Here is a 24,957-nt window from a genome sequence, read left to right on the forward strand (position 1 = left end):
CCCTCGCCGAAGGCGACCAGGCGTTACCGCGTCATTCCCACAGCGTGATCGCGCCGCCGTTCGGCGGGACCAGGGCCTCGTCGGTCAGCGGGCTGCGGCCGTCTCCAACTGCTCCCGGTGTGCCCGGGCTGTGGCCATCAGCCCGTCGAGTGCGTCGGCCGCCCTCGCGACGCCGAAACCGAGGACCTGTCCGGACGACCTTCCACCCCAGGTACGTCGCCGGCGGGCCGATCCGGCTCAGTCAGCGTCCCTCACCTCGGCGTCGAGAACCTGGTGCAGATCGACGGAGGCCCCAGTCGCTGCTCTGCGCCCTGGGGCAGGGATAGGAGACCGGGTTGTCCTGTCGCACCGACCGGCGGGCACCTGGTCCTCCACGTCTTCGCGGTCCTGGCGGAGTCCCTGGTGGGGGCGGCCTCGGAGGAGCACGTACGGCATCAGGCTCTGAGGAACGCCAGCACTGCCAGGACCCGGCGATGCCCGTCCGTGCAGACCGGCAGATCGAGTTTGTTGAAGATGCTGCCGATGTGTTTGTTGATGGCGGCTTCGCTGATGAACAGGTGCGCCGCCAGGTTCGCGTTGGTCCGTCCTTCCGCCATCAGGCTCAGCACCTCCTTCTCGCGGGCGCTGAGCCGCCCCAGAGGATCGGGGTGGAGCTTGACGAGCTGGTGGATCACCTCAGGGTCCACCACGGTCCCGCCGGCGGCGACGCGGTCGAGCGCCGCCATGAAGTCGGCGACCGCACCGACCCGTTCCTTCAGCAGATAGCCCACCGCGGCGCCGTTGCACGAATCGAGCAGCTGCAGGGCGTACGACCGCTCGACGTACTGACTGAGCACGAGCACCGGCAGCCCGGCGTACGTCTCCCGCAGGGCGACGGCCGCACGCAGCCCGTCGTCCGCATTCGAGGGTGGCATCCGTACGTCCGTGATCACCAGGTCCGGCCGGTCCCGGCGAACGGCCTCGACGAGTGCGTCCGCGTCGCCGACCACGGCGAGTGTCTCGTGGCCGAAGCGCTGCAACAGGCCGACCAGCCCTTCGCGCAACAGGACCGCGTCTTCTGCGAGGATCACGCGAAGTGACATGGGATCTCCACGTGGAGAAGAGTCGGACCACCGGTTGGGCTCGACACGCGCATGCGGCCATCCAAGGCGATGAGCCGGTCGGCAAGACCGGTCAGACCGGTTCCGGCGGCCGGATCAGCGCCGCCGTGTCCGTCGTCCGCGATCTCGAGGACCAACATGTCGGAGTGGTAGCGGCCGTGCACTTTTGCGCTCCGGGCGCCGCTGTGTCGCGCGATATTCGTCATGGCCTCGTTGATCAGGTAGTACACGTTGGTTTCCAGCTGCCGGGGAAGTCTTCCCGGCAGCCGGAGATCGACGGTGACCGGGACGGGGAAGCGACTCGCATGGTCCTCGACCGCGGCGACCAGACCGTGGTCCGCCAGCACCGGGGGATTGAGCCCCCGGATCAGACTGCGCAACTCCTGGTGGATGGCGGAGAGTTGGCTCTCGGCCTCGGTGAGCTGGGCGGCGAGCGGGGCCCCCTCGGGGATGTCCAGACGCATCAGACCGAGCGTCATCCCGAGCGAGACCAGCCGTTGCTGCGCGCCGTCGTGCAGGTCGCGCTCGATGCGTACGCGCTCTGCGTCGAAGGAGTCGATGAGCCGCACCCGCGACGCGTGCACCTCCTTCAGCGACTCCCCGAGCTCGCCGTCGCGCGGGGCGAGGAAGGTCCGGGCGAGCGCGGCGCGCGCACCGGCCCACGACGTCACGGTGTACGGCGAGGCCAGCAGGACAATGGCGCCGAAGACCGCCCATGGCCAGGTGGCGCTGTCGACCGCCTGGAAGGTCAGTGCGGGCAGACCGAAGGAGAAGGCGAGCACCAGCAGGTCCAGCCACCACAACGCCGCCGCAGAGATGAGCGTGAAAAGCAGTTCCCGCCAGGTGACCTGTTCGGTCAGGCGGGTCGACAACCAGGCCCGGAAACCGGGCTCCTCCGGCCGTCGGTGCGGGTCCGACATCCCGTCGAGGTCGACGAGACGCAGTCGGAACCGCTCGACTGTCGCCACGGTGATCGAGGACAGGACGACGCCGACGAGGGGGGCCACGCCGACCAGAACCACCAGCAGGATCAGCCCGGCCACGAGCCCGGTCACGAACACCGCCACGGCGGCCGCGCCGACCACGACACCGGTGGCCAAGTACGCCAGTGACCGCCACGGCCAAGTGGAGGTCAAGAAGCTCAGTGGCCGCTGAGTCATCGCCTGCCAAGCCGTTCTGGGACGCATGGGGCAACGGTATGTCAGGCGACTGCTTCACCGCGGTAGAGCTAGCTCTACTTGCGAAGTAGAGCGCAGATCAATGTGATGCACCGGGTCGCTCCGCTGAAATCGACCCCATGACCACTACAAGGCAGGCACCCGCATCGGATGCGGTTCAGTTGCACACCGTCCGGAAGATCTACAGGGCCGGCGACGGCTCGGTCGCCGCGCTGGACGGCGTTTCCATCGGTTTTCCGCGCGGGACGTTCACCGCCATCATGGGGCCGTCCGGCTCCGGGAAATCCACGCTGCTGCAGTGTGCGGCCGGCCTGGACCGGACCACCGAGGGGCGGGTGATGCTGGCCGGCGTCGACATCGGCCAGGAGAGCGAGAAGGAGCGCACCAAGCTGCGGCGCGACCACATCGGCTTCGTGTTCCAGGCCTTCAACCTGGTCGAATCGCTGACCGCGGCGCAGAACGTGGAGCTTCCGTCCCGTTTCGCCGGGCGCCGAGTCAGCCGGGAGCAGGTCGACGCCGGGCTCGCCGCGGTCGGGCTGGCCGAGCGGGCCGGCCATCGGCCCAGTGAGCTGTCCGGTGGTCAGCAGCAGCGCGTTGCGCTCGCCCGCGCCCTGGTGACCCGGCCGGACGTGCTGTTCGCGGACGAGCCCACCGGTGCCTTGGACACCGCCACCTCGCGAGAGGTGCTGCAGATGATGCGCCTGCTGGTCGACAAGGAGGGACAGACCACCCTCATGGTCACACACGACCCGGTGGCCGCTGCGGTCGCCGATGTGGTCGTGTTTCTCAAGGATGGCCGCATCGCGGGCCGGATCAGCCTCAGCCGCGACTCCGACGGCCGCAACGCGGCCTCGATCGCGGCGCAGATGGCGAGCCTGGAGGCGTGATGCTGGTCTTCGCGAACGTCCGTGAACGCTGGGCCGGCTTTCTTGCGGCCCTCGTCGCGATACTGGTCGGTGTGGCGCTCATCACCACCACCTTGATCATCTACGACTCCTCCCGCCCCAAGGTCCAGTCCCGCCTGTCGGCCGCCTCCGCGATCGCCATCCCCGACCAGGCGGTCAACCAGGACAAGACCCCGGAAGACCGGGTGCCGTGGAGCCGCGACGAGGCCCAGCCGCTGATCGACAAGTTGGGCGCGGCGCCGGGCGTGGGCTCCGTGGTGGTGGACCGCTCGTTCTACGCGCAGGCGTTCCTCGGCAGCAGGCCGGTCGAGGACGAAGGAGCCCTGGAGGCGGGACACGGCTGGTCGAGCGCACGGCTCGCGCCGTACAACCTCGTCACGGGACGGGCACCCGCCGGGGCCGACGAGGTCGTGGTGGACCGGGCGCTCGGAGTGGCGGCGGGCACGACGCTCACGGTGAACATCACCGCCGGGCGTACCGAGTTCCGCGTGGTCGGCACCGTGGACGGACCGGGCTACTACTTCACCGACGACTTCGCCACGCGGCAGCAGCCGGGCGTCGGCGCCATCGCGATCCTCGCCGGCAAAGGCGCGTCCGTCAGCGACATCAAGGCAAGGGCCGAGAGAGTGGCCGGCGACAAAGGCACCGTGGTCTCTGGCGACGGCCGGTCCGCGCTCCAGCCGGCGTACGTGGAACACAAGCGGTTCCTCGGCACGCAGCTCATCGGAGCCATGGCGACGCTCGGCCTGTTCACCACCGCCTTCGTGGTCGCGTCCATGCTGGTCCTGGCGACTGGGCTGCGGCGGCGGGAGATCGGCCTGCTGCGGATGATCGGTGCATCCCCGCGCCAGGTGCGCCGGATGATCCTGGGCGAGGCGGGCCTCATCGGCCTGCTGGGCTCGCTGGCAGGCTGCCTGGTGGGCATCGGAGCCGCGCCGCTGCTGCGCGACATCCTGCAGGGGCTCGACGTGACGCCCCCGGAGCTCAAGGTGCGGGTAGCGATGTGGCCGCTGTTCACGGCAACCACGATCGGTGTCGGCGTCAGCGTCCTGGGGGCGTGGTCGGCCGGCCGGATGGCCGCGCGGGTGGCGCCGATCGAGGCACTCCTGGACAGCAGGGCGAATAGCCGGATGATGAGCCGCGCCCGTTGGATCGGCGGCCTGACCGCGCTCGGCCTCGGTGTGGTGCTCGCGATCGTGACCGCCACTGTCGGTGCCGACACCCGGATCAACATGGCGATCTTCGCGACGATGGTGCTCATCGTGGCGGCGGCGCTGCTCGCCCCGGTGTGCGTCGGCCCCGTCGGACGGGCGCTCACCTCGCCCTTCAAGCGTCTCGGCTCGGCCGCCCCGCTTCTCGTGCGGGCGGAGCTGCGCGCCGACTCGCGCCGGGCGGCGTCACTTGCGGCCCCGGTGATCGCGGCTGTCGGTTTCGCCGTCCTGCTCAGCGGCATGATGGAGACGATGCGTGTGGCGTACCCGGCGGGCGACGCGCTCAAGCTCACGGGGCAGCTGATCGTGACGCCGGACAAGACCCCGGGCAACACGGATGAGGTGGTCGCCGCCAACCCGGTGGGCAAGGCCGCGCTGCCGACCCGGGCCTTCGTCCGCGACAAGGACGGCACGCTCACCGTCATCGACGCGCTCGGCTCGCGCGATACGCGCTGGAACAAGCCGGGCCAGGCGGTGCTTGGCAGCAAGATGGCGGACTTCCTCGGTGTGAAGGCCGGTGACGACCACGCGGTGAGGTTCGCCGACGGTGCCACGGTGAAGCTGCGCATCGCCCAGGTCCTGACGGACGACCCCGCCCGAGGTGACTTCGTGATGTCCCGTCAGCTCGTGCGCGCGCACGACCCGGCCGCGCTCACCGACGACATCTTCGTCCCGTTGAAGTCGAATCCCGCCTCGGTCGTTCCCGGCACGGCCGTGCACGACGCGGTGCAGTACGCGCTCGGCGACTACGCCACCGACGCAAAACTGACCGACAGGCTCGCGGTCATGCTGATCGTCATCGCCGTCGGCTACAGCGGGATCGCCGTGGCCAACAGTATGGCCATGACCGCGCACGGCCGGCGCCGCGACTTCGCCGTGATGAAGTCGGCCGGCGGCACGGTACGGCAGCTACTGCTGTTCTCCGCGGCCGAGACCACCCTCGTCGTGGCCGTCGGCGCGGCACTCGGCGTCCTGGTGACCTTGGGCCCGCTGGCCGGCATGGCGTCCGGACTGTCCCAGGCGACCTCCACGGATATCGGCCTGCACCTGAACCTGTCCACCATTGCCGCGGTGATCCTCGGCTCCCTGGTGCCGGCAGTTGCGGCGAGCGTGGTCGTTACCTGGTGGACCATGCAGCGGGAGGCAGCGTAGGACGGCAGCGCGCGACATGTGATCGAAGGGGGTGAACCCATCGACGATAGGCTCACCCTCTTCACGAGGTTCAGTGGAGTATCACCTGTCCTGTCCGTTCCCCTCTTCTGACGGCCGTTGGGGGCGCCGATCGACACCGTCACGATCGAGACGTGCGAGAGCGCGGGTGATGGCCTCGGGACCAGCGGTCCTGAGCCGTCGGTGGGAGGCTTATTGTCGGTGCCTCTCCCGTACGAGGCGCTTCTCAACTCTCTGAACGGAGGGTTGGTCGCGCTCTCTGTCAGAAGTCGGGTTCGTCGTGCCGAAGGCTGCGGAACACCGCGGGGGCCGTCCAGCCACGCAGCGTGGCGAGGATCGTCGATCGGAATGCGGCTTCTGCTGTGGGGGCGCCGAGAGCCCCGGCGAGTTCGAGTGTCACAAGCCCATGCAGGGTCACCCAGAGTGAGACGGCGATCGCCGTCGCTTCGCCGTCGAGGACGGACTCAGTCACGGCGCGATCGATCGCCGCGATGAGCGGCCGGACGGGGTCACCGGCACCGACCGCTCCTGACGGCTTGAAGGATTGCACTCCACCGAACAGCACTGAGTACAGGTGGCTGTGTTCGCGTCCCCACCGTCGGTATGCGGCGGCCAGTGCGTAGATGCCGGCGAGGGGGTCCTCAGAGGTCGGCACCGCCGTCAGGGCCTGGAACAGGCCGGCGACGGCTCTGTCGCGTACCGCTGCGATCAGTCCTTCCTTATCGCCGAACAGGGAGTACACCGCCGCCGTTGACGTCTCGGCGGCCGTGGCCACGGCGCGGACTGTGACCGACTCCTGCGGGCGGGTGGCGAGCAGCTCGGTCGCGCACTCCACGAGTCGCTCCTTGACGGTCGCGTCGTTTGTTCTCGGCCGCGCGCGCGACGCGCACCGCATCCCGACTGAGGACACGGCACAGAACTTCTCCTTCAGCCCCGCCGCCAGCCTCCGCGTCCAGCTGACGATCAAGGACTCACCCTCCATCGCCCCGCGACTGAGGCGCTCCCAGACCCCCGCGATGCTGATGATCGCCGAGTGCTCCTCCCAGGTCCGTCAATGGGCGACGGCCGTCCTTGCCGATGATCCCGCCATCCAGCGCACGCAGTACATGGCTGGAGTCGGACACCACATGTGGAACGGCCTTGACGACAACAACGACCGAGCCGCCGCCATCACCACATTCCTTCAGGACAAGCCCGCCCCCCTGCCGAACTACCCGACCCGCGACGAGATCCCCGCCTTCCTGCGCGACCACAAGTGAAGACCCTGCGGCCCGTCTCGTGCATCGCCGGGCAGACGCTCGAAGCCGCCTGGCCCTGCATCAGGTACGGCCTCAGAGTGTTCACCAAAGGGATGACCTCTTGGTCCGGAAAAGGACGGTCAGAATGATCACGTGGCTGAACGTGTACAGGTCCGGGAGATTGATGACGACGAGGGCAGGCGGTTGCTGCAGATCATTCGCAGAGGCACCGGTTCGGTGGTGACCTGGCGGCGGGCCCGGATGGTGCTGTTATCCGCGCAGAGCATGCCCGCCGCGGAGATCGCCGGGGAAATGTTCACCAGCCCGGACCGGGTCCGGGACGTGATTTACAACAAAGACCGACCGGCAAATGGGGGGCGGCGTCGCGGGGCTGGGCACGCACTCACCAAGGCCTTAAGGGCCAGGGGGACCCCCTCCGGCGTTGTCGTCGGTCGACAACTTCCCCAAGCTCTCGGCTTCGCTCGAGCAGGGGAGACCCCATTCGCGTTGCCTCCCTCCGCCGTCTTGCAGCTGCACGCACCCAGCCCCGCTCCTTCTCCCACCCCCCCATGTGCCGGTCGGTCCAAGCACTGATGGCTTCGACTCGCTCCACCCGAAGTGCAAGGGCGGCCAACCGAGAACCTTCCCCCTCCCGGAACGCCGGGAGATCAAGAAGACCGCCGGGTCGAAGCCGGTCCGTTCCTGGCTCAACCGGATCGAGGCCCAGTCCACCGCCCTGCGCTTACTTCGCTCTCGACGGCACCGGCCACACCAGCCACAGGGAACAGGGAACAGGGAAGCATGATCCGCCGGTACATCATCCGGCGGAACAACCACGCCGCCGACGAACGCCTTCGCGAGGTCGTGAACAGCGAGCGTTGCCTGATGCGGCCCTGGTCTTCCGAGTCAGGAATCTCGACCTGAGTCAGCCGCGCTGGTGCTGGACGAGCGCGGGCGGTGTCCTGCTCATGTACCAACCCTCGACGCGGGGTCCGACGAGGTCGGACGGCCAGCCTGCGGTCTCGACGGCGGCATCGTAGACGGCGTCACCGAACGCCACAATGGCCTGGTGCGGGTCCGCTGTCTCCCTGAGCTCGGCCCACGGCAGACGAACCAGACCAGCGTCGGGATGCCAGGCGGCACCCTCAACACCCCAGGACCGGCCCTCGAGACCGTCCGGCTGGGGCCAGATGTACGCGTACATGCCGACGTTCGGGGCCTTGGCATCCCCGAAGGAGAAACCCACCGACACGTACGCGTCGAGCTGGGCGTTCTGCATGAACGGCGGCTGGTGGGGCGGCGGCACGGTGGGCTGCGCCCGGAAACGAGTGGCGGACAGGTCGAAGCCGCCCCACATCACACCGACCCGGGGGCGGTGTCCCAGGAAGGGGGCCTGCCACGCCTCCAGCCCGTCAGCGGCGAGGTTCAACGCTGTCCAGATCAGCCGGGCCGTGTGGCCATCCCAGGTGCGTTCGACGTGATCGTCCTCGAAGCGCGGCGGGGCATCCGGAATCTCGCAGATCAACGAGCTGCGCGGTCGGTGTATGCCGAGCTCGTCTGCCGCATCGCAGAAGGACGCATAGAACATGGCGACTGATCCCTTGGACAACGGCACCGTCCGCGAGCCATTGTCGGCCTCGATGACCACGTCACCGTCGAGCAGGCTGTAGTGCACCGCGAAGGTCACGCCTCGCTGCCGAAGGGTTGGCGTACTGAGCCCCCGGGGGGTGACATCGAGGACGATGTTTCCCCAGCCGGCTTCGAAGGGCTCGTCGAGGGTGTACTTCCCTGCGACCTGTACCACCCGGTTCACGTAGTCGACCATGGGCGCCAGGTCCTCATAGACCAGCGGCGGCCACGCATTGAGGCGTTCGCTCACAGAGAGCCTCCCAGCGTGTCGATGGGGTCAGCGGGATATCAGGTGCCGTGCCCGCTCCCCACGCAGCGACGGGCGGGTCTCGGACACCGAACTGCGATCCAGTACTCAATTCTCACACGCAGGTCAGGGTCCTGCCCGCTCGGTGGCGCCGGGCGTCCGACGCGCTGGGCCAGCAGCCAGGATGCGGCGGGTGACCGAAAATCCCGCCTTCTTCGTCTGAGGGTGGCGCCCCGCGCGGTCGACTTCAAGTGGCGAGCCCCCGCGCGGGCGGGCGGTACGTGGCCGGGATGCCACGATGTGGATGTGGGTGACACCGTCTCCGACGACGTACGCACCGAACACGGCAACCGCGACGACGGGCGGCGTCACCGTCACCGCCACGGCGAAAGTCACCACGATCCGGTGGGACATGGGCGACGGCACCACGGTCACCTGCCACAGCCCCGGCACCCCGTACGACGCGTTCCGGGGCAAGAGCCCCTCGCCGACCTGCGGCCACCTCTACCAGAAAACCTCGCACGGGCACCCGGACGAGCGCTACCAGGGCACCGTGACCGCGACCTTGACCGTGACATGGAGCCCTTGGTGGTGGTGCTCGGTCTGGAATGTCTTGATGGCGGCTGCGGCGTGGTTGCCCAAGGCGCCGTCAGCGGCCAGGGAGTGATCCCGGTCGGTGAGCAGTTGCTGGACGGCGACGACCGCGTGCCCCTGGCTGCCGGCGCGTACTCCGCTGATCGAGGTGACCTTCGATATCGACGCCGACAGCGCGCTGCATGTGAGGGGCCCGTACTGGGCGCAGCAGGCGCTCCGGCAGGGCCTGGCGGCTCTCGCCCAGTGAGTGGAGCTCGAAGGTGCGGACAGGCCGGTGCCGTGCAAGCACACTGAGCAGATCACGGCCGACGGCGGGACGGGACTCAGGGAACAGCAGGGGGCCCTGGAGTCCCTCCCGTCTCCGAGGTGTGTTTGGCGACTGTGTCGGCGCAGGGATCGCTCGGCCCTACTCGATCGCCCGGAGCAGGGTGCGCAGGGCGTGGTCGAGGGTTTCGCGTTCGTCGGGGGTGAGGGCGGAGAGGAGGCGGGATTCGTTGGCGGCGTGGTCGGTGACCGCAGCGTCGACGACTCTGTGGCCACGGCCGGTGAGCGCGACATGGAAGCTGCGGCGGTCGGTGGGATCGAGGCGGCGTTCCACCAGGCCGTCCGCCTCCAGGCGGTCCAGGCGGTTGGTCATGCCGGCACGGGAGAGCATCAGGGTCTTCGCGAGGGCGGACGGGATCAGGGTGTACGGGGGCCCGGAGCGGCGCAGCGCGGCCAGGACGTCGAACTCGCCGCGGCGCAGGCCGTGTCGGGCGAAGACTCCTTCGAGGGCGGGGGTGAGGAGGAGCGAGAGCTGACCCAGCCGTCCGAAGACCCCCATCGCCGACAGGTCCAGATCCGGCCGTTCCTTGTGCCACTGGTCGAGGATCTGGTCGACCGCGTCTCTGGGGTTCCGGCACGTCTCGGCGGTCGCACTCTGTTCGTCTCCCTTGGCCACGCCGCCATCCTATTCGACGGCTGATAGTTAGCTGTCGTACTATTCGACGCAGAATCACTTCTATCGATCTCGATCCCGGCTCGCGTCCGGGGCGGGATGCGGTTCTACGAATGGAGGGGCGTATGTCCTTGATCACTCCCAATGTCCAGGGCGGAATTCTGGTCCGGGATGCCGAGGCCGAGGTGCTGGGCAGCGCTGCCAGTACCGTGCGGCTCTTTGCCGACGCCAGCACCACCGGCGGGGCCCTGAGCGCCCAACGGGTGACCCTGACCGCGGGCGCCGACGGAGCCTCACCGCACCAACACACCGGATCCGCCGAGCTCTTCTTCGTGCTCGGCGGCCGGCTCCAGGCGCTGGCCGGGGACAGTGTGATCACCGCGGACGAAGGGGACTTCCTCCTCGTGCCGCCAGGACTTCCGCACGCTTTCGCCGCCGAACCCGATGCGGACGCCGACGTACTGATCGTCATCGCCCCGGGCGTCGAGCGCTTCGACTACTTCCGGCTGCTGGACCGTGTCCGCAAGGGCACGGCCGATCCACAGGAAGTCCTGGATTCGCAAGAGCGCTTCGACAACTTCTTCGTGGAGAGTGCCGCGTGGCGGCGGGCCCGTCAGCGTTACTGATCGCCCGATCGTCTCGGTTCGAGAGGCACGTCGTTCGTCGAGCGCGACGATGGCGCCCGGTCCGGCGAGTTCTTCGCAGAGGCCCGCATTTCATGGTGCAGGGCGGCGATCACGGTGGCCGCGGCGCCGAGGTGGCCCTGGAGCTGAGTCCACTCGCGTTTCAGGTCCACGCAATCCATGGTGTCCGCAGTGTCCGTGGCCCAGTACAGCGTCATCCGCTTCCGGTCGCGCGCGACGTCTGAACCGGCGTAGCGGTGGGCGAAGGGCGGGAGTGAGCCCAGTCCCGCACCTTCGCTGACAGCGGTGAGGTCCTCTTCGAGGCATGCATCCTCGGCGACCGCCCGTATTGCAGACCGGCCGTTGTCTTCCTCTCAGCGTCCCGGACCACTCTGCACGTGTCGCCCACCGAGATGAAGGAGTTCTCGCGTCGCGCTTTGCCGACCGAAGACATCGAGATACGGCAGATCCGCGGTCGGACGAGGTCGGACTCGCGGACCATCCCTCCCTTCTGGCAGATCGCCGAGTGCCACGACGGGAGGGCTGACTTCGTGATCGCCTGCGCCCCTCAGTACACGCGCTGTCTCACCGTGGCCTTTGGGACAGAAGGCCCGGAACTGGGCACCAGAGTGGCCGACTGAATCCCTCAGTCATCGGGCGGACCAGAGGAAGATGCCTGCTGGGAACCAGGTGGTTCATCCGGGGCGTTCACCCGGTCCTGCCTGATCAGTGTGCCGCCCGCAGCAGCGGCCCCGCCCCTTTGCTCTCCGAGCTGGTCGGAGATCTGGCCCCGGCTGCGAGGCTGGCGCCGCCACCTCCGGCTGACCGGTACCCGGCACTTCTCGTACACGGACTACGAGACGTTCATGCCACAGGCCGCCGCGCGGCTCGGAGCGACCGACGAACAGCTGGCCGAGTTCATAGGCCCGCTCGACGGGACACGCGGCATCGACGTCCAGCGGCGCTTCCTGCTCGCCTACTTCGACCTTCACCTGCGCGGCCGTCACGCCCCGGTCCTCGAAGGGCCGTCGCCCCGGTACCCGGAGGTGCGCTTCATCGGCGGTGCCGAATGAGGCCGTACGCCCCAGGCGTTGCTGGGCAATGAGCCCTTTCCGACCCGCTGTATGGATCGGTTCGCTGTTCGAGACGCCGAAACTCCTGGCCGATGCGCTGTCGAGAGATCGAGGTCAACCGTGTCGGCCAGGAGCGTTGAGGGCCTGTCTACCGATCCGCCTCGATCTGTTCAACGCCTCGGTACGGGCAACTCATCCGTGAGTGGCAACGCAGGAACGCCGGGTCGGAACATGCAGAAACGATCTGTGTCAGATCGCGGGGCGCGTTCCGAAGAGCCGGCTCACTCGTGGTTCGCGATGCCCTCCGCAAGGGGAGCGAACAAGGTTTCCCAGTTGCCCGGCAGATGCTGCACTGCGGCGCTGAGGTGGAAGCGGGCTACCGTCCACTCGTCAGGCCGGGCCCGAGACCCGTGAAGCTTCCGCTGTCCCTCCATCTCGGCATCCTGCGCGGCGGGCAGGCCCAGACCGTCGCGGGTACGGGCACCGAGTTCTTGGATGCGTAGCGGTGTTCGGCATCACAGGCACATGCGTCAGGTCGTCCCGCGCGGAGCGGGCGGCCCTGACACCGGACCGAGCGTGTCGAGCGGCTGCGAGCCCAGCTCGCAGGGAACCCAGTCCCCGCAGCGGACGCCGCTCCGGAGGTCATCCGGGACGAGCTCGACCTTGCGGGCGGCGGGTGACGTCGGCGGGGCGGATGACGACGGCGGCGTAGCTCACTTCTCGCGCGGAAGCGGACAGTCGCCGTACCTGTGCCGCAGAACAGCCACCGCGTACCGGAGAGCCCCGGCGGACGCCGGACCGAGACGCCGCTGCACGCGATCCAGGCGCCGTGACACCCCTTTCGCGCAGTGTCCTGAACAGTCCCGAACACCTCTTGCCGTTGTCATCGACCGCAGCCCGGCGAAGACTCTGTGCTGCCCCGGCCGACCCGGACACCTGGCCGGCCGGCCGGTGGGGCACATCCCGCACCGCAGGGAGGACCGCCACGTGCGGTCCGGTGCCCTGGCGCAATCGCCAGAGAAGACCCGATGGAAGGGACATCACACCATGAAGACCGTACGTGGGTTGGCCGACCGCATGCTGGAACGCCTGGTGCCGCAGGAGACGGTGAGCGCGTGCACCGGCTACTGGATTCCCCGGTGTATCACCGGCTCGTGCGCCAACTACAGCAGGTACACGCAGCGCGTCTGGTCCTGCGACCTCAATAGGCGCGAGTTCCTGTTCTGCGGCTGTTCGTAAACCGGGGCCTGCCCCGACTCCGTGAACCCCTGCGGAGGCACAGGGCAGTCCCCCCTCCCCTCGGCGTCCTGGCGCCGTCACCTGCCGCCACCGCCGAGGGGACCGCTCCACCTCGGGCACCGTGCACACACGTCTCGTGGCCCGGCCCGCGCCAGGGCCGGGCCACGGATCTCTCCCCGGGAGACCCAGTGGAATTCGTCTCGGCGTTGAGCCAGGCCTCGCTCGTCCTCGTCTTCGCAGCAGCTGTCCTCGGCAAGTTCAGGAACGCGGCGTCGTTCCTCGCGTTCAAGCACGCCGTGGCGACACTGGGCCGGGTACCCGCCGCACGGGCGGGTGTCCTCGCGGCGGGAGTCGTCTTCGCGGAAGCGACGACCGTGCTGCTCCTGGGCGTTCCGTGGCCGCACGGCGACCGGCTGCCAGCGGTGATCGGTCTCCTGACGGCGATCGGCCTGCTGGCCTCGTTCACCTACGCCGTCGCCCGCGCCCTGCGCGCCGGAACACGCGTGGCCTGCCGGTGCTTCGGCACCTCGACCGGCCCCGTCGGCCCGCCCCAACTCGTACGCAACGCCGTGCTCCTCGTGGTCGCGGTGGTGGCCGTCCCCGGAGTGGCGGAGAGCGGACACCTCTCCTGGCAGGCCCGGTTCGCCGCCTGGCTGTGCGGGGCGGCGGCCGCTCTCGTCCTGGTGGTCGGAGACGAACTGGTGGCGCTGCTGCGGCCCGTCCCCACCGCCCCGACCCGTACGAGCATTTGATCCCTCTACCGAGAAGAGGCCGACCATGGTCTACCTGGCCATAGCCCTCGTGGTTGTCGCCGCGCTCTGCGCACTGGACCTGATGCTGACGCTCGCGGTCCTCCGCCGGCTCCGGGACCGGCCCTCCGCCGTCCCGGTCCTCACCGAGGAGGGCGGCATCTCCGTAGGCGCGGTCGTGGAACCCTTCAGCACCTTGTGCTCCGAGGGCGTGCGGCTCACGGAACGCGATCTCACCGACGGCGCCGTGGTGTCGTTCTTCACGCCGGGCTGCCAACCGTGCCGGGACAAGCTGCCCCGCTTCGTCGAGAAGGCCACCGCACTCCAGGGCCGCCGCCAGGTGATCGCCGTCGTGGTGTCGGGCAGCGGCGAGCAGCAGCCCGAGGAAGAGGCCCGGGAGATGACCGAGCAACTTGCGTCCGTGGCGCGGGTTGTACGGGAGGAACCCGACGGCTCCTGCACGACCGCGTTCGGAGTCAGCGCCTTCCCCTCCCAGTTCGCCGTCTCGGTTCCGGACGGGGAACCGCCCACGGTGGCCGCCGTCGGGGACTCGGTCCTCACCGCCGTACCGGCTGGGCGGGCATGAGCCCCGCCCCGGGGACCGCCGCACCGCCCCGTACGGCGCCGCTCCACCGCGCCGTGATGTCGGCCCTCGGTCTTGCCGTCCGTGCCACTCCCGTCATGATGGCCGGATATCTGGCAGTGACCCTGGTCGCCGCCGCAGCACCCGTGGTGGTCACCTGGCTGGTCAAGGACATCCTGGACGGGCTCGCGGCAGGCACCGGCGTACGAGAGGTCTTCGCCCCTGCCTTCTCACTGGCTGTCGCCGGCGCGGTGATGGCCTGCGCCCCCCAGCTCACCGGCTACCTTCAGGCCAGGATGACGCGCGCGATCAGCCTTCTCGTCCAGGAACGACTGCATGCCTCCGTCGACGGCTTCGTGGGACTGCGCCGCTTCGAGAACCCGGAGTTCCTGGACCAACTCAGGCTGGCGCAGCACGCCGGCGGGCTCGCCCCCTTCCAGGTGGTCCAGGGGGTGGCGGGCATCGTCCGCAGCTCCGTCCTCCTCGTCGGTTTCGTCGGTTCCCTCGCGGTCCTGCATCCGCTGCTCGCCGTCGTCGTGTCGCTGTCCGGTGCCCCCGTGCTCTGGGCGGAGGTCATGCTCAGCCGCCGGCGTGCCGCCACCTTCTGGGAGATCAGCCCCACCGAGCGCCGGGAGCTCTTCTACGCGGCGCTGTTGTCGAGCGTGGAGGCCGCGAAGGAGATCCGGCTCTACGCCGCGGGGCGCTTCCTGCGGGAGCGTTTGCTGGCCGAGCGCCGCAAGGCCGACGCTCTTCGGGAGCTGATGGACCGCAGAGAGCTGCGCGTGCAGTCGTCCTTACAGGTCGCCGCCTCCGTCCTGGCGGGGGCTGCGCTGCTGTGGGCGGTCGAGTCCGCCGCACGAGGAACCATGACGGTCGGCGACGTCTCCCTGCTGCTGGCCGCCATCCCCGCCGTCCAGAGCGGCATCGGCGGACTGGCCAGTGAGACCGGGCAGGCGCACCACTCCCTGATGATGTTCGATCACTACGTCACCGTGGTGGGGCTCGGCCCCGACCTCCCCACCCCCCGTCGCCCCACCCCGGTTCTGCCTCTGCGTGACGCCATCGAACTGCGGGACGTGTGGTTCCGCTACGAGGAGGGGATGCCCTGGGTGCTGCGCGGCGTCGACCTGCGGATCGAGGCTGGGAAGGCCCTGGCGCTCGTGGGGGTCAACGGCTCGGGGAAGTCGACGTTGGTGAAGCTGGTGTGCCGGTTCTACGATCCCACCCGCGGCTCCATCCTCTGGGACGGCACCGACCTTCGCGACATGGAGCCGTCGGAGCTGCGGCGACGCATCGCGGCCACCTTCCAGGACCCGATGCGTTACGAACTCACCGTCCGGGAGAACATCGGCATCGGCGACCTGAGCGCCCTCGACGCAACTGGCCGGTGCGAGAAGGCGGCACGACTGGCGGGCCTGCACGAGGACATCGCACGGCTGCCGCACGGATACTCCACCCTTCTCAGCCGCACGTTCTGGGCCGAGGACGACAAAGCATCCGGCGTGCAGCTGTCCGGGGGGCAGTGGCAACGGATGGGCCTCGCACGGTCGTTCCTGCGCGCGGACGCGGACCTGCTGATCCTCGATGAACCCAGTTCCGGCCTGGACCCGGCCGCCGAGTACGAGATCCACACCCGGCTGCGGGCCCGCCGGGCCGGACACACCAGCATACTGATCTCCCACCGGCTCGGCGCGGTCAAGGACGCCGATACCATCGCGGTCCTGGAAGGCGGGCAGATCACCGAACTCGGCGACCACGCGCAGCTCCTGGGCCGCGGCGGCACCTATCACCGGCTGTTCACGCTCCAGTCCCGTGGCTACCGCGAGCGGACGCACGACACCGCAGGTGAGGAGGCGGACGTGGCGCACCCCCTTTCCCTGCCCGGCCCGGGCTCATGAGGCGGTCGGTGAAGGGACGCTCCGTGTGCGCGGCGGCGGTGACCGTCACCGCGCTCGCGGCCCTGGTACCGGCGGCGGCGTTCCTGCTCCGCCGTCGCTGCACCCTGCTCGACGTCAGCGGCCCCAGCATGCTCCCCACCTACCGCGACGGGGACCGGCTCCTGGCGCTCAGGGTGCCGGCACGCCTGGTACGCCGGGGAGCGGTCGTCGCGATCCGGATGCGAGCGGCGGCCGACCCGGCCGGCGCGGACAAGGAGGACATCACCCCCGGAGACCCCCTACCCACCTCCATGATCAAACGCGTCGTCGCCCTTCCCGGAGACCGGATGCCGGGGCCGCCCTCCTCAACGGACGTCGTCCCGGCCCGGCATGTGTTCGTTGTGGGCGACAACCACGAGGCCAGTTACGACTCCCGCCATACCGGGCCGGTGCCGGTCGACCTGCTCACCGCGGTGGTCCTCTGCCGGATCCGCCGCGGCGCCACCACGCGGATCGCGGACCACAGTGCGAGGTGAGGCCGACGGCCGCCACCCGCCGCTCGGGGAGGGATCACGGGCCCGAGCCGCCCTGGGCCGTCCGCGCCGCCGCCGCCGCGTCGCGAGCCTGAGCCGCGGCCACATGGTCACCCGCCAGCGCATGGGCCTTCGCCAGGGTTTCGAGGCCGGTGGCCAGCCACGCCCGGGCGCCGATGTGCTGCCACAGCCCGACGGCGGCCTCGGCACGTCGACGGGCCTGCTCCGGACGGCCGACCGACAGCTGTGCCTCCGCCAGCGCGTACAGCGTGGACGCCTCACCCCACAGGTTGCCGAATTCGCGATACGTCCACAGGCTCCGGGCCAGCAGCCGACGGCCCTCGCGAGGGCTGCCCTGGCGCACCAGGACGTCCCCGAGCCAGCAGGTCGCGTGGGTGGCGCCGAGCCGGTCGCCGAGGTCCTCACTGATTGCGGCGGCCAGCCGGAAGGAGTCGGCGGCAGGGGCGTAGGCGCCGAGGGCGCGATGGCTCTGCCCCAGACACCGCAGAGCCTGTGCCTCGCCGGGCCGATAGCCCTCGCTCCGGCTCACCCGCAGACACTCCGTGAAGCGCTCCATGGCCGCCTCGACACGGCCATGCTCGAGGTCGATGACGCCGATGCCGTTGGTCGCGTACACGAGACAGTTGACGTTGCCGGCTGCCCGGGCCAGCTCGGCGGCCTCTGCGAACCGCAGCACAGCCGCGGCGTACTGGCCGAGGAGCCGGTGCACGTACGCGAGCCCGGCCGTGGCACTGGCCCGGTACGACGGCCCCAGCCCCTCGGCCAGAAGCAGGGCCTGCTCGAAGTGGGCCAGCGCCTCCGGATAGCGGTCGAGGATGGTGGTGAGTTCGCCGAGGCAGCGGTGGAGCTGAGAGGCGCTGCGCTTGTCGCCGACGTGCAGCGCCGCCTTCAACGACCGCTCCTGCAGCCGCTCCCAGTCGTCGAAGTGACTGCCGACCTGGAAGAGCGTCGTCAACGCTGTGGCCAGCCCGGCCGCCGGTGCGACGTCAGATCTGTCCAGCGCCTGGTCCGCCACGCTGATGAGGAACTGGCGCTCCTCGGTGAACCAGGCCAGGGGAGTGACAAGGAGCTGCTCCGTGTCCGTGGGGGAGAGCCGCCAGGAGACCAGATCGGTCTGGGAGACACCTTGGAAGTCGACGCTCAGCGTGTCCGCGGCGAGGTCGGCGAGGTGGAGGCTTGTGCCGAGGAGCTGGGTGAGGGCCGCGGCGCGCTCCTGCCGTCCGACCTCGCTCCGGGCCCGCTCGCGGCCGAGCACCCGCACCAGGTCGTGCAGTTGATAGCGGAACCCCGTCGCACCGACGGCCCGCACCCCGACGAGATGTACCTCCACCAGGTCATCGAGCACGTTCTCCGCTTCGGACAGGCCCACGCCCAGTAAGGCGGCCAGGGCCCAGGCACCGAAGTCGGCCATGGGCAGCATCGAGAGCAGGCGCAGCGCGTGCTGTGTCGTCGGGGCCATTCCCCGGTAGGTCAGTTCGAGGCTCGCCCTTACCGCGATGTGCCCGACGGCCAGCTCGTCGAGCTTGCGCTGCTCGTCGGCGAGCGCCCGGGCGACCTTTTCCAGGGGCCAGTGCGGCCGCGCGGCCAGGCGGGCCCCGGCGACCCATACCGCGAGGGGAAGCCCGCCGCAGGTTTCGACGATGGAGCGCGCCGAGCCGGACTCCGCGGCGGTCCGGTCGGGGCCCAGCATCTGGCGCAGCAGGGCCAGCCCCGTCGCGGAGTCGAGTACGCCGAGGGGAAGCCGGTGCCCGCTCATGTCGGCCAGCGTGGTCCGGCTGGTGACGACGGAGGCGCAGCGTGCGCCGTTGGGAAGGAGGTCGCTCACCTGCCGGGCATCGGCCGCGTTGTCCAGGACGATCAGCGTCTGCCGCTGGGCCAGCAGGGTGCGGTAGAGATGGATGCGGCTGGTCATTTCAGGGGGCACGGCGCCTCCGCGTACGCCGAGCGCGCGCAGGAACGCCCCCAGGACCGTGAACGGCTCGGCCGGTTCGTCATCGAACCCCCGCAGGTCCACGTACAGCTGGCCGTCCGGGAAGCGTGAGGCCAGCAGGTGCCCCGCTCGTACGGCGAAGGCCGTCTTGCCGACACCGGCAGGGCCGGTGACCAACAGGATCACCGGCCCCGGTCCCTCCCGGTCCAGCATCCGACATGCCGTGCTCAACTCGTCTTGCCTACCCACGAACAGCGACTGGTCCGCCGGGAGCAGGCAGGGCACGAGTTGCCGGCCGGTCCCCCTGCCCTCGTCCTCGGCACCGCGCCCGGCGGCGAGGCCCGGCAGCGCCTGGGACGACCAGGGCACGTCCTCCGCTCGTGCGGAGCTCTCCCGCTGGGCCAGCGCCGCATGCACCTCGACCCATTCCTTCACCGTCGCCGGGTCACCGCCGCACGCCCGGACCAGTGCCGCCACCACGTCCTTTCTCGGTAGCGATCCCCGGCTGAGCGCGCTCGCCAGGGTGCTCACCGGCAAGTGGTCGCCGACCTTTCGAGCCTTGCGCTCCAAGGCCCGGTAAGAGAGGCCGGACCGGCCTTTCGTGGTACGCAGCAGGGCGACGAACTCGGCGGCAGTCCCGGCGATACTGGGCATGGGTAACGGCGTAGTCACAAAGGGGCATGCTACCCATTCCGGTGAACGCCCGACCAGCCTGCGATATCGGCCAGACCCGCTTCCCGCACGCCACTCGTGCCGCGACTCCTCGCAGGTTGCGAGCGCGTGGAATGCGCGGCGGATTGCCCGGTGGGCGCTCTGCGCGGCGGGTTCGTGAGGTGCGTGAACGCGACAGAGGCAATGCGTACACGCGCGGTATCGGCCATTCCCTGAGCGCAATTTCCCTGAGAGGCTCGCGCCTTCACCGAGCTGCCGCCGGAATTCTTCCGTGTTGCTTTCTTCGATGCTGAGAGTCGCCGTACGGCCGAGGACGGTCACGAGGTGGTGGCGACGGTCGGTGACGGCCCTGCCCTGGTCGAGGCGGTGCTCGCACACCGCCCGGACGTGTCGGTCGTTGATGTGCGGATGCCGCCGACGCATACGGACGATGGCCTGCGGGCGGCGATCATCGCCCGCAGACAACTGCCCGGCGCCCCCACGCTGGTGCTCAGCCAGTACGTGGAGGTGTCCTACGCCACCGACCTGCTCGCGGACGGCCGGCCGCCACAATCGTGGCGGCCGGGGCTATCACCGCGTGGCATCGGGAAAAGTCGCTGACCATCACCTTGAGGGCAGGCGGAGTTCGGTCACCGGTGTGCGAGTAGTCAGCCAGGCGCTGCCTGACTTGATCGAGCGTACCGGCGAGTTCTCCGTGGGACGCGTGGATCGGCAGCATCGACAGCAGTGAGGAGAAAGGCGCTATCGCACCCTGGATGTTGGCCATTACCGTCGCCAACGAGAACAGCGCGAGCGCCGTGACGATAATCCAGGCCGGCGCGAGAGCGGCCCTGCTTCCCGTCCCGAGCCCGCCGGCCGCAGAAATGCCTTCCAGAGAAGAACGCCGAGCGCAATGAGCACGATCAGCAAGATCGCAGTGATCACGGCCCTGGCCACGTGGTAACCGCAGACGACCAGCGGTGGCCCCGCGCCGCTTTCCGATGGCGTACTGGCGGCTGTGCTCGCGCACTCCTGCCGCACTCGAAGACCAGGCCGACGCGGTGGCCGCCGCTACGGAGCCATGCCCCCGGCCGCTCGTGGAACGAGGACCACAGTCCTGTGCGCAATGCGAACCGGATGCGGCCGAGAGAGAATAGATGTGTGGCTATAACACTGAATCCCCCAGGGGAGACACCACCTGCCGAGGGCTCCATCAGTGAAGCCCACCAGGAACGCGCGGACGGAGGCATTTGGGAACACCCCGCCCTATGGGCAGGACTCGTTTTGCTGGGATCGGTCATCTTTGCCGCATTCTTCATCGCGCGGATCTTCGGCTACGGATGACCATCCCCAGCGATGCCGGTGACCTGGGCATCCGCCTGGACCTCCCCGAGGACGGGTGGATGGTTCCAGGTCGGCTGCGGCCCAGGGCGCGTGGCGGCCTGTTTCATCAGGAGTATCGGGACGAGAGTCCAACGCTTGTATCGTGCACCGGAATCCTGCCGGTCTGAACGCACGCGGAGAGCCGGTCCCGGCAGCAGTTCGCGGGCGGGGCCGGTGCGGGTTTCTCAGGGCCCGCACCGGCCGGATACGGAGCGGACCGGTGTCCACGGGCGTGGCCGGGTCAGCCGACGGCGGGCGTGGTGCCGAGGAAGCCGGCGAGGGCCTCCAGCAGGCGGTCGATGTCCTCGTCGTTGCTGTAGGGGGCCAGGCCGATCCGCAGTCCGCCTTCGTCGCCGAGTCCGAGCCGGCGGGATGCCTCCAGTGCGTAGAAGGACCCGGCCGGGGCGTCGACGCCCCGCTCCGCCAAGTACCGCGAGGCGGCGGTGGTGCTACGGCCGGCCAAGGTCAGCAGCAGGGTGGGGGTGCGGTGTGTGGCCCGGGAATGCACGGTGATGCCTCCGAGGCCGGCCAGTCCCTGTTCGATACGGGCCCGAAGGGCGTCCTCATGGGCCTCGATCGCCATGAAGGCGGCAAGCAGCCGTTCCCGCCGGGTGCCGTCGGCCCCGGGCGCCAGTGAGGCGAGGAAGTCCACTGCCGCTCCGGCTCCGGCCAGGAGTTCGTACGGCAGAGTGCCCAGTTCGAAGCGCTCGGGAACGGCGTCGGTGGAGGGCAGCAACTTGTCCGGCCGCAGCGTCTCCAGCAATTCGGGACGGCTCGCCAGCACGCCCAGATGCGGACCGAGGAATTTGTACGGCGAACAGACCAGGAAGTCGGCGCCGAGCCCGGGCAGGTCGACGGCGGCATGCGAGGCGTAGTGCACCGCGTCGACATGCAGCAGGGCCCCTGCCCGGTGCACCAGGTCGGCGAAGGCAGGAATGTCGGGGCGGGTACCGATGAGGTTGGACGCCGCGGTGACGGCGACCAGACGGGTGCGCGCGGAGAGCACGGCGGCGATGTCATCGGGCGTCAGCTCACCCGTGGCCGGGTCGAACTCCGCCCATCGGACCGTGGCGCCCACGGCCTCGGCCGCGTGGATCCAGGGCCGGATGTTGGAGTCGTGGTCGAGGCGACTGACGACCACCTCGTCGCCCGGGCCCCAGCTCTTCGCCACGGTGCGGGACAGGTCGTAGGCGAGCTGGGTGGAGCTGCGGCCGAACACGATGCCCCGCGGATCGGCGCCCAGCAGGTCGGCCAGCGCTCGGCGGGCGCCGGTCACGACCGCCTCGGCGTTGCGCTCACCCTCGGTGGTGAGCCCCCGGTTCGCGAGCGGGTTGGCCAGCGCGTCCGCGATGGCGTCGATCACCGGTTGCGGTGTCTGGGTGCCGCCGGGGGCGTCAAAGCGGGCGGAGCCGGCCTTGAGGGCGGGGATCCTGGCACGGACGGCGTTGACGTCGAAGGTCATGCGTACTCCTGGAGGCGAGAGGACGACGTGGGCGCCACAGTACGGAGACCGGGAGCCCTGCCGAGCGCGGGGCTGCCGTATGCGGGCGCGACCGGCTCGCTGCCGCCGAAGCACGCGCCGGATCCGGGCACGGCGGGTCGTCGTGCTCTGGTGCTGCTTCCAGCCGTGCTCGGCCGGAGAGTCAGCCCCTTGCAGATGGCCGAGAAGCCTCTTCTCCGGGTACTCGATGATGTCCTCGGGCAGTTTGTGCGTGCTGAACCGCTCCAGGCCGAGGCACTTCTCCGGTTTCCTGTTGACAGGTTCCCCACTCCTTTCGGTGGCCTCGAAGAAGAACGGACCAGGGGGCACACCTGGACCTGTGCCTGATGGTTCTCTTCCCCACCCTTCAGCAGGGCCCTGCGGGACGTTTGCGCTACGGGAAGAACACTCGGGAGAAGGAGAACCGCGCTTGCCTCTCCGGCCGCTGCGCATCGGTGCTGTCGGCAGAAGGTGAAACGGCCTTGGGTGCACCGCGCAACCGATCAGAAGCATGGAGGAGTGCGGCGCCGAACCGGTCGGAGGCGCACTCGTCTGGCTGTTTGTCAGGAGGTGTTGAGCCCGGTGAGCGCGCTCGTGAGTCGGAGAAGCCCCTGGCCGGGTTCGCCGGCCAGGGGCTTGCGGCATCCGCGCGGCACTCTGAATGCCTGCGGGGCGCGCCGGCGCGTCCTGCCTGTCCGACACCGGTCAGCGGTTCTCCATGGTGAAAGGGCCGCCGCCGAAGGCGAGGTGGGCGAAGCGTTCGCCGATGCGTTGGTGGGTGGTGGGGTCCGGGTGCAGATCGTCGGGCAGCGGCAGTTCGGCGTGGTCGGCCTCGCCGTAGAGGTCGAGGCCGTGGAGGTAGTGGAGGTTCGGGTCGGTGGTGGCACGCTGCTGGACGATGCGGGCCAGCTCGTCGCGGATGACGGTGAGGGTCAGTTTCCCGGCAGCTGTTTGCGCGGGGTCGCCGGTGGCCACGAAACGCAGCCGCCCCTCGCTCATCGCGCCGAGGTCCGGGGCGCTGGGTCCGGGTGTGTTCTCGTGGATGGCGCAGTGGATGGGCGAGACGACCAGCAGTGGGGTGATGGGGTGGCCGTCGCGGATGGTGTCGAGGAAACCGTGGACGGCCGGGCCGAACGCGCGCAGCCGCATGAGGTCGGTGTTGACGATGTTGATGCCGATCTTGATGCTGATCAGGTCGGCGGGGGTGTCGCGCATGGCGCGGGCGGTGAACGGGTCGAGCAGGGCGCTGCCGCCGAATCCCATGTTGACCAGCTCCACGTTACCCAGAGCGGCGGCCAGGGCGGGCCAGGTCCCGGTTGGGGTGGCGGCGTTGGAGCCGTGGCTGATCGAACTGCCGTGGTGCAGCCAGACCTTGCGGCCGCTGGGCGGTGGTGTGTGGACGGGGGCGTTGGTGCGCAGGGCGGCCAGCTGGGTGGTCTCGTCGTGCGGCAGCCAGATCTCGACGTTCTTCTCGTCGTGCGGCAGGTCGGTGAAGCGCAGGGTCTCCACCGGCCCGGAACGGGTTTGTGCGGTCCCGGAGGCCAGGTCGATGGTGAGCGTGTCGCCCTCGGTCGCGCTGGCCTGGCCCGCGAGCTGCCCGTCGACGAGGAGCTCGTACACCCCGTCGGGGCGTGGTGGCGCTCCGACGTAGACCCGTTTGGTGGCCACGACGTCGAGCTCGACGGCGGTGGCCCGGGTGCGGAAGGCCAGCCGCACTCCTGAGGGCTGTGACTCCGCCATGGCCAGCTGGCCGTCGGGGATCTGCTGCCGGGCGCGCTCGGGCAACCGGTGGGGCAGTACGCCGCGTTCGGTGCGCTCCAGGTCGAGGGCGCCGCGCAGGAGGGCGGCGGTGATGGGGGTGGTGGTCCAGTCGTGCTCGGTGTTCATTTGGTCGGTCTCTTCGATCAGGAGGGTCGGTTGGCGGAGGCGGTCGGAAGGGTTGGTCAGGAGGTGGTGGGCCAGGTGCGCAGCAGGGTGTCGAGCGCGTTGAGGATTTCGGTCCAGCTCTCCTGCGAGTCGGGGGTGCTGTGGCTGAAGCCGCCCGCGGTCTCCAGGCCGACGTAGCCGCTGAAGACGCTGCCCAGCAGTCGCACCGCGTGTGTCTGGTGTGGCTCGGCCAGGTTGTATCCGCGCAGGATCGCCCGCGTCATCTGGGCGTGCCGGACGCCGGCGCTGGCGGCCGCCGTCTGCGGGTCGAGCCGGAACTGGGCTGCGGCGAAGCGCCCCGGGTGCTTGAGGGCGTAGTCACGGTAGACGTTCGCGAAAGCGGTCAGGGCGTCTTTGCCGGCCCGTCCGGCCACCGCGGCGGAGACCTGGTCGGCGAGTTCCTCCAGGGCGAGCAGAGCGATCTTGGTCTTGAGGTCGTGGGCGTTCTTCACGTGCGAGTACAGGCTCGCGGTCTTGACACCGAACCGCCGGGCGAGTTCCGCGGGGGTCGCCTGCTCGAAGCCGATCTCGTCGGCCAGCTCTGCCCCCGCCCGGACCAGGCGCTCCGTGGTCAGTCCTACCCGTTCGGCACGTGCCATGTTCATCCTCCGAATCGCTTCTCATTCCTGACATCGACGATTATGCATTTGCCTAATCGAATTAGGCAAATTAGCCTGCTG

Annotated in this window: 23 protein-coding genes and 3 pseudogenes; 17 read left to right on the plus strand and 9 right to left on the minus strand. The window is 69.6% G+C overall.

Annotation, left to right across the window (positions count from 1 at the left end):
• Positions 1-434: 434 nt before the first annotated feature.
• Positions 435-1,082, minus strand: coding sequence for a response regulator (locus ACIPEK_RS33935; protein ID WP_383077497.1), 648 nt, complete (start codon positions 1,080-1,082; stop codon positions 435-437).
• A complete protein-coding gene (locus ACIPEK_RS33940; protein ID WP_402004156.1) occupies positions 1,067-2,287 on the minus strand; it encodes a sensor histidine kinase in 1,221 nt (406 codons plus the stop codon). The genes ACIPEK_RS33935 and ACIPEK_RS33940 overlap by 16 nt, the downstream gene beginning before the upstream one ends.
• Positions 2,288-2,397: 110 nt before the next feature.
• Here ACIPEK_RS33940 and ACIPEK_RS33945 point away from each other — a divergent pair, with 110 nt between their 5' ends.
• Both ACIPEK_RS33945 and ACIPEK_RS33950 read left to right on the plus strand, forming a co-directional pair.
• The gene (locus ACIPEK_RS33945; protein ID WP_402004159.1) at positions 2,398-3,165 is read left to right on the plus strand and encodes an ABC transporter ATP-binding protein; all 768 of its coding nucleotides are present in this window, start codon (positions 2,398-2,400) and stop codon (positions 3,163-3,165) included.
• A complete protein-coding gene (locus ACIPEK_RS33950; RefSeq protein WP_402004162.1) occupies positions 3,165-5,546 on the plus strand; it encodes an FtsX-like permease family protein in 2,382 nt (793 codons plus the stop codon). The genes ACIPEK_RS33945 and ACIPEK_RS33950 overlap by 1 nt, the downstream gene beginning before the upstream one ends.
• Positions 5,547-5,826: 280 nt before the next feature.
• Here ACIPEK_RS33950 and ACIPEK_RS33955 read toward each other — a convergent pair whose 3' ends face one another.
• Positions 5,827-6,459 carry a TetR-like C-terminal domain-containing protein gene (locus tag ACIPEK_RS33955; RefSeq protein ID WP_402004271.1) on the minus strand — a complete coding sequence of 211 codons (633 nt, stop codon included), beginning with the start codon at positions 6,457-6,459 and terminating at the stop codon, positions 5,827-5,829.
• Between ACIPEK_RS33955 and ACIPEK_RS33960 the strand changes: the two genes are divergently transcribed.
• The 4 genes and pseudogenes from ACIPEK_RS33960 to ACIPEK_RS33975 form a co-directional block, all read left to right on the plus strand.
• Positions 6,410-6,823, plus strand: coding sequence for a hypothetical protein (locus ACIPEK_RS33960; RefSeq protein ID WP_402004273.1), 414 nt, complete (start codon positions 6,410-6,412; stop codon positions 6,821-6,823). The genes ACIPEK_RS33955 and ACIPEK_RS33960 overlap by 50 nt on opposite strands.
• 132 nt (positions 6,824-6,955) lie before the next feature.
• A pseudogene (locus ACIPEK_RS33965) lies at positions 6,956-7,156 on the plus strand (IS630 family transposase); the annotation flags it as partial.
• A gap of 232 nt (positions 7,157-7,388) precedes the next feature.
• A pseudogene (locus ACIPEK_RS33970) lies at positions 7,389-7,511 on the plus strand (helix-turn-helix domain-containing protein); the annotation flags it as partial.
• Positions 7,503-7,726, plus strand: a pseudogene (locus ACIPEK_RS33975) (hypothetical protein); the annotation flags it as partial. The pseudogenes ACIPEK_RS33970 and ACIPEK_RS33975, both read left to right, overlap by 9 nt.
• A 1-nt stretch (position 7,727) precedes the next feature.
• Here ACIPEK_RS33975 and ACIPEK_RS33980 read toward each other — a convergent pair.
• On the minus strand, positions 7,728-8,681 hold the full coding sequence (locus tag ACIPEK_RS33980) for a DUF5996 family protein (protein WP_402004165.1): 954 nt from the start codon (positions 8,679-8,681) through the stop codon (positions 7,728-7,730).
• Between the two features lie 307 nt (positions 8,682-8,988).
• Between ACIPEK_RS33980 and ACIPEK_RS33985 the strand changes: the two genes are divergently transcribed.
• Both ACIPEK_RS33985 and ACIPEK_RS33990 read left to right on the plus strand, forming a co-directional pair.
• Positions 8,989-9,345, plus strand: coding sequence for a hypothetical protein (locus ACIPEK_RS33985; RefSeq protein ID WP_402004168.1), 357 nt, complete (start codon positions 8,989-8,991; stop codon positions 9,343-9,345).
• A 9-nt stretch (positions 9,346-9,354) separates the two neighbouring features.
• Positions 9,355-9,519: a hypothetical protein gene (locus ACIPEK_RS33990; RefSeq protein WP_402004171.1), complete on the plus strand. Its 165-nt coding sequence runs from the start codon at positions 9,355-9,357 to the stop codon at positions 9,517-9,519.
• A gap of 159 nt (positions 9,520-9,678) precedes the next feature.
• Here the strand turns inward: ACIPEK_RS33990 and ACIPEK_RS33995 are convergent, their stop codons facing one another.
• Entirely contained in the window at positions 9,679-10,212 is a 534-nt protein-coding gene (locus ACIPEK_RS33995; protein ID WP_402004174.1) for a MarR family winged helix-turn-helix transcriptional regulator, read from the minus strand.
• A 122-nt stretch (positions 10,213-10,334) separates the two neighbouring features.
• Between ACIPEK_RS33995 and ACIPEK_RS34000 the strand changes: the two genes are divergently transcribed.
• The 7 genes from ACIPEK_RS34000 to ACIPEK_RS34030 all read left to right on the plus strand — a co-directional run bounded on the left by ACIPEK_RS34000 (position 10,335) and on the right by ACIPEK_RS34030 (position 16,889).
• On the plus strand, positions 10,335-10,835 hold the full coding sequence (locus ACIPEK_RS34000; protein ID WP_402004177.1) for a cupin domain-containing protein: 501 nt from the start codon (positions 10,335-10,337) through the stop codon (positions 10,833-10,835).
• A 728-nt stretch (positions 10,836-11,563) separates the two neighbouring features.
• Complete coding sequence (locus ACIPEK_RS34005) at positions 11,564-11,905, plus strand: hypothetical protein (RefSeq protein WP_402004180.1); 342 nt, start codon at positions 11,564-11,566, stop codon at positions 11,903-11,905.
• A 1,047-nt stretch (positions 11,906-12,952) separates the two neighbouring features.
• Positions 12,953-13,144, plus strand: coding sequence for a hypothetical protein (locus ACIPEK_RS34010; protein WP_383079824.1), 192 nt, complete (start codon positions 12,953-12,955; stop codon positions 13,142-13,144).
• 188 nt (positions 13,145-13,332) lie between these two features.
• Positions 13,333-13,896: a MauE/DoxX family redox-associated membrane protein gene (locus ACIPEK_RS34015; RefSeq protein WP_402004183.1), complete on the plus strand. Its 564-nt coding sequence runs from the start codon at positions 13,333-13,335 to the stop codon at positions 13,894-13,896.
• A 25-nt stretch (positions 13,897-13,921) separates the two neighbouring features.
• Positions 13,922-14,479: a hypothetical protein gene (locus ACIPEK_RS34020; protein WP_402004185.1), complete on the plus strand. Its 558-nt coding sequence runs from the start codon at positions 13,922-13,924 to the stop codon at positions 14,477-14,479.
• Positions 14,476-16,374 (plus strand): ABC transporter ATP-binding protein, encoded by a 1,899-nt coding sequence (locus ACIPEK_RS34025; protein ID WP_402004188.1) that lies wholly within the window; start codon positions 14,476-14,478, stop codon positions 16,372-16,374. The genes ACIPEK_RS34020 and ACIPEK_RS34025 overlap by 4 nt, the downstream gene beginning before the upstream one ends.
• An 8-nt stretch (positions 16,375-16,382) precedes the next feature.
• On the plus strand, positions 16,383-16,889 hold the full coding sequence (locus ACIPEK_RS34030; protein WP_402004190.1) for a S26 family signal peptidase: 507 nt from the start codon (positions 16,383-16,385) through the stop codon (positions 16,887-16,889).
• A 34-nt stretch (positions 16,890-16,923) separates the two neighbouring features.
• On the opposite strand, the gene ACIPEK_RS34035 is transcribed toward ACIPEK_RS34030, so the two are convergent.
• Positions 16,924-19,491, minus strand: a complete 2,568-nt coding sequence (locus ACIPEK_RS34035; protein WP_402004193.1) for an ATP-binding protein — start codon at positions 19,489-19,491, stop codon at positions 16,924-16,926.
• A gap of 342 nt (positions 19,492-19,833) precedes the next feature.
• Here ACIPEK_RS34035 and ACIPEK_RS34040 point away from each other — a divergent pair, with 342 nt between their 5' ends.
• Both ACIPEK_RS34040 and ACIPEK_RS34045 read left to right on the plus strand, forming a co-directional pair.
• Complete coding sequence (locus tag ACIPEK_RS34040) at positions 19,834-20,109, plus strand: hypothetical protein (RefSeq protein WP_402004196.1); 276 nt, start codon at positions 19,834-19,836, stop codon at positions 20,107-20,109.
• A 540-nt stretch (positions 20,110-20,649) separates the two neighbouring features.
• Entirely contained in the window at positions 20,650-20,832 is a 183-nt protein-coding gene (locus tag ACIPEK_RS34045; protein ID WP_093896711.1) for a DUF6480 family protein, read from the plus strand.
• A gap of 280 nt (positions 20,833-21,112) precedes the next feature.
• Here ACIPEK_RS34045 and ACIPEK_RS34050 read toward each other — a convergent pair whose 3' ends face one another.
• From ACIPEK_RS34050 to ACIPEK_RS34060, 3 genes are all read right to left on the minus strand, one after another.
• Entirely contained in the window at positions 21,113-22,333 is a 1,221-nt protein-coding gene (locus ACIPEK_RS34050) for a cysteine desulfurase-like protein (protein WP_402004199.1), read from the minus strand.
• Positions 22,334-23,056: 723 nt separating this feature from the next.
• On the minus strand, positions 23,057-24,238 hold the full coding sequence (locus ACIPEK_RS34055) for a GDSL-type esterase/lipase family protein (protein ID WP_402004202.1): 1,182 nt from the start codon (positions 24,236-24,238) through the stop codon (positions 23,057-23,059).
• Positions 24,239-24,294: 56 nt separating this feature from the next.
• Positions 24,295-24,876: a TetR/AcrR family transcriptional regulator gene (locus ACIPEK_RS34060; protein WP_402004205.1), complete on the minus strand. Its 582-nt coding sequence runs from the start codon at positions 24,874-24,876 to the stop codon at positions 24,295-24,297.
• Positions 24,877-24,957 lie beyond the last annotated feature (81 nt).

The sequence above is a fragment of the Streptomyces sp. NPDC088246 genome, assembly GCF_044741025.1.
In the GTDB taxonomy this organism is placed as follows: domain Bacteria; phylum Actinomycetota; class Actinomycetes; order Streptomycetales; family Streptomycetaceae; genus Streptomyces.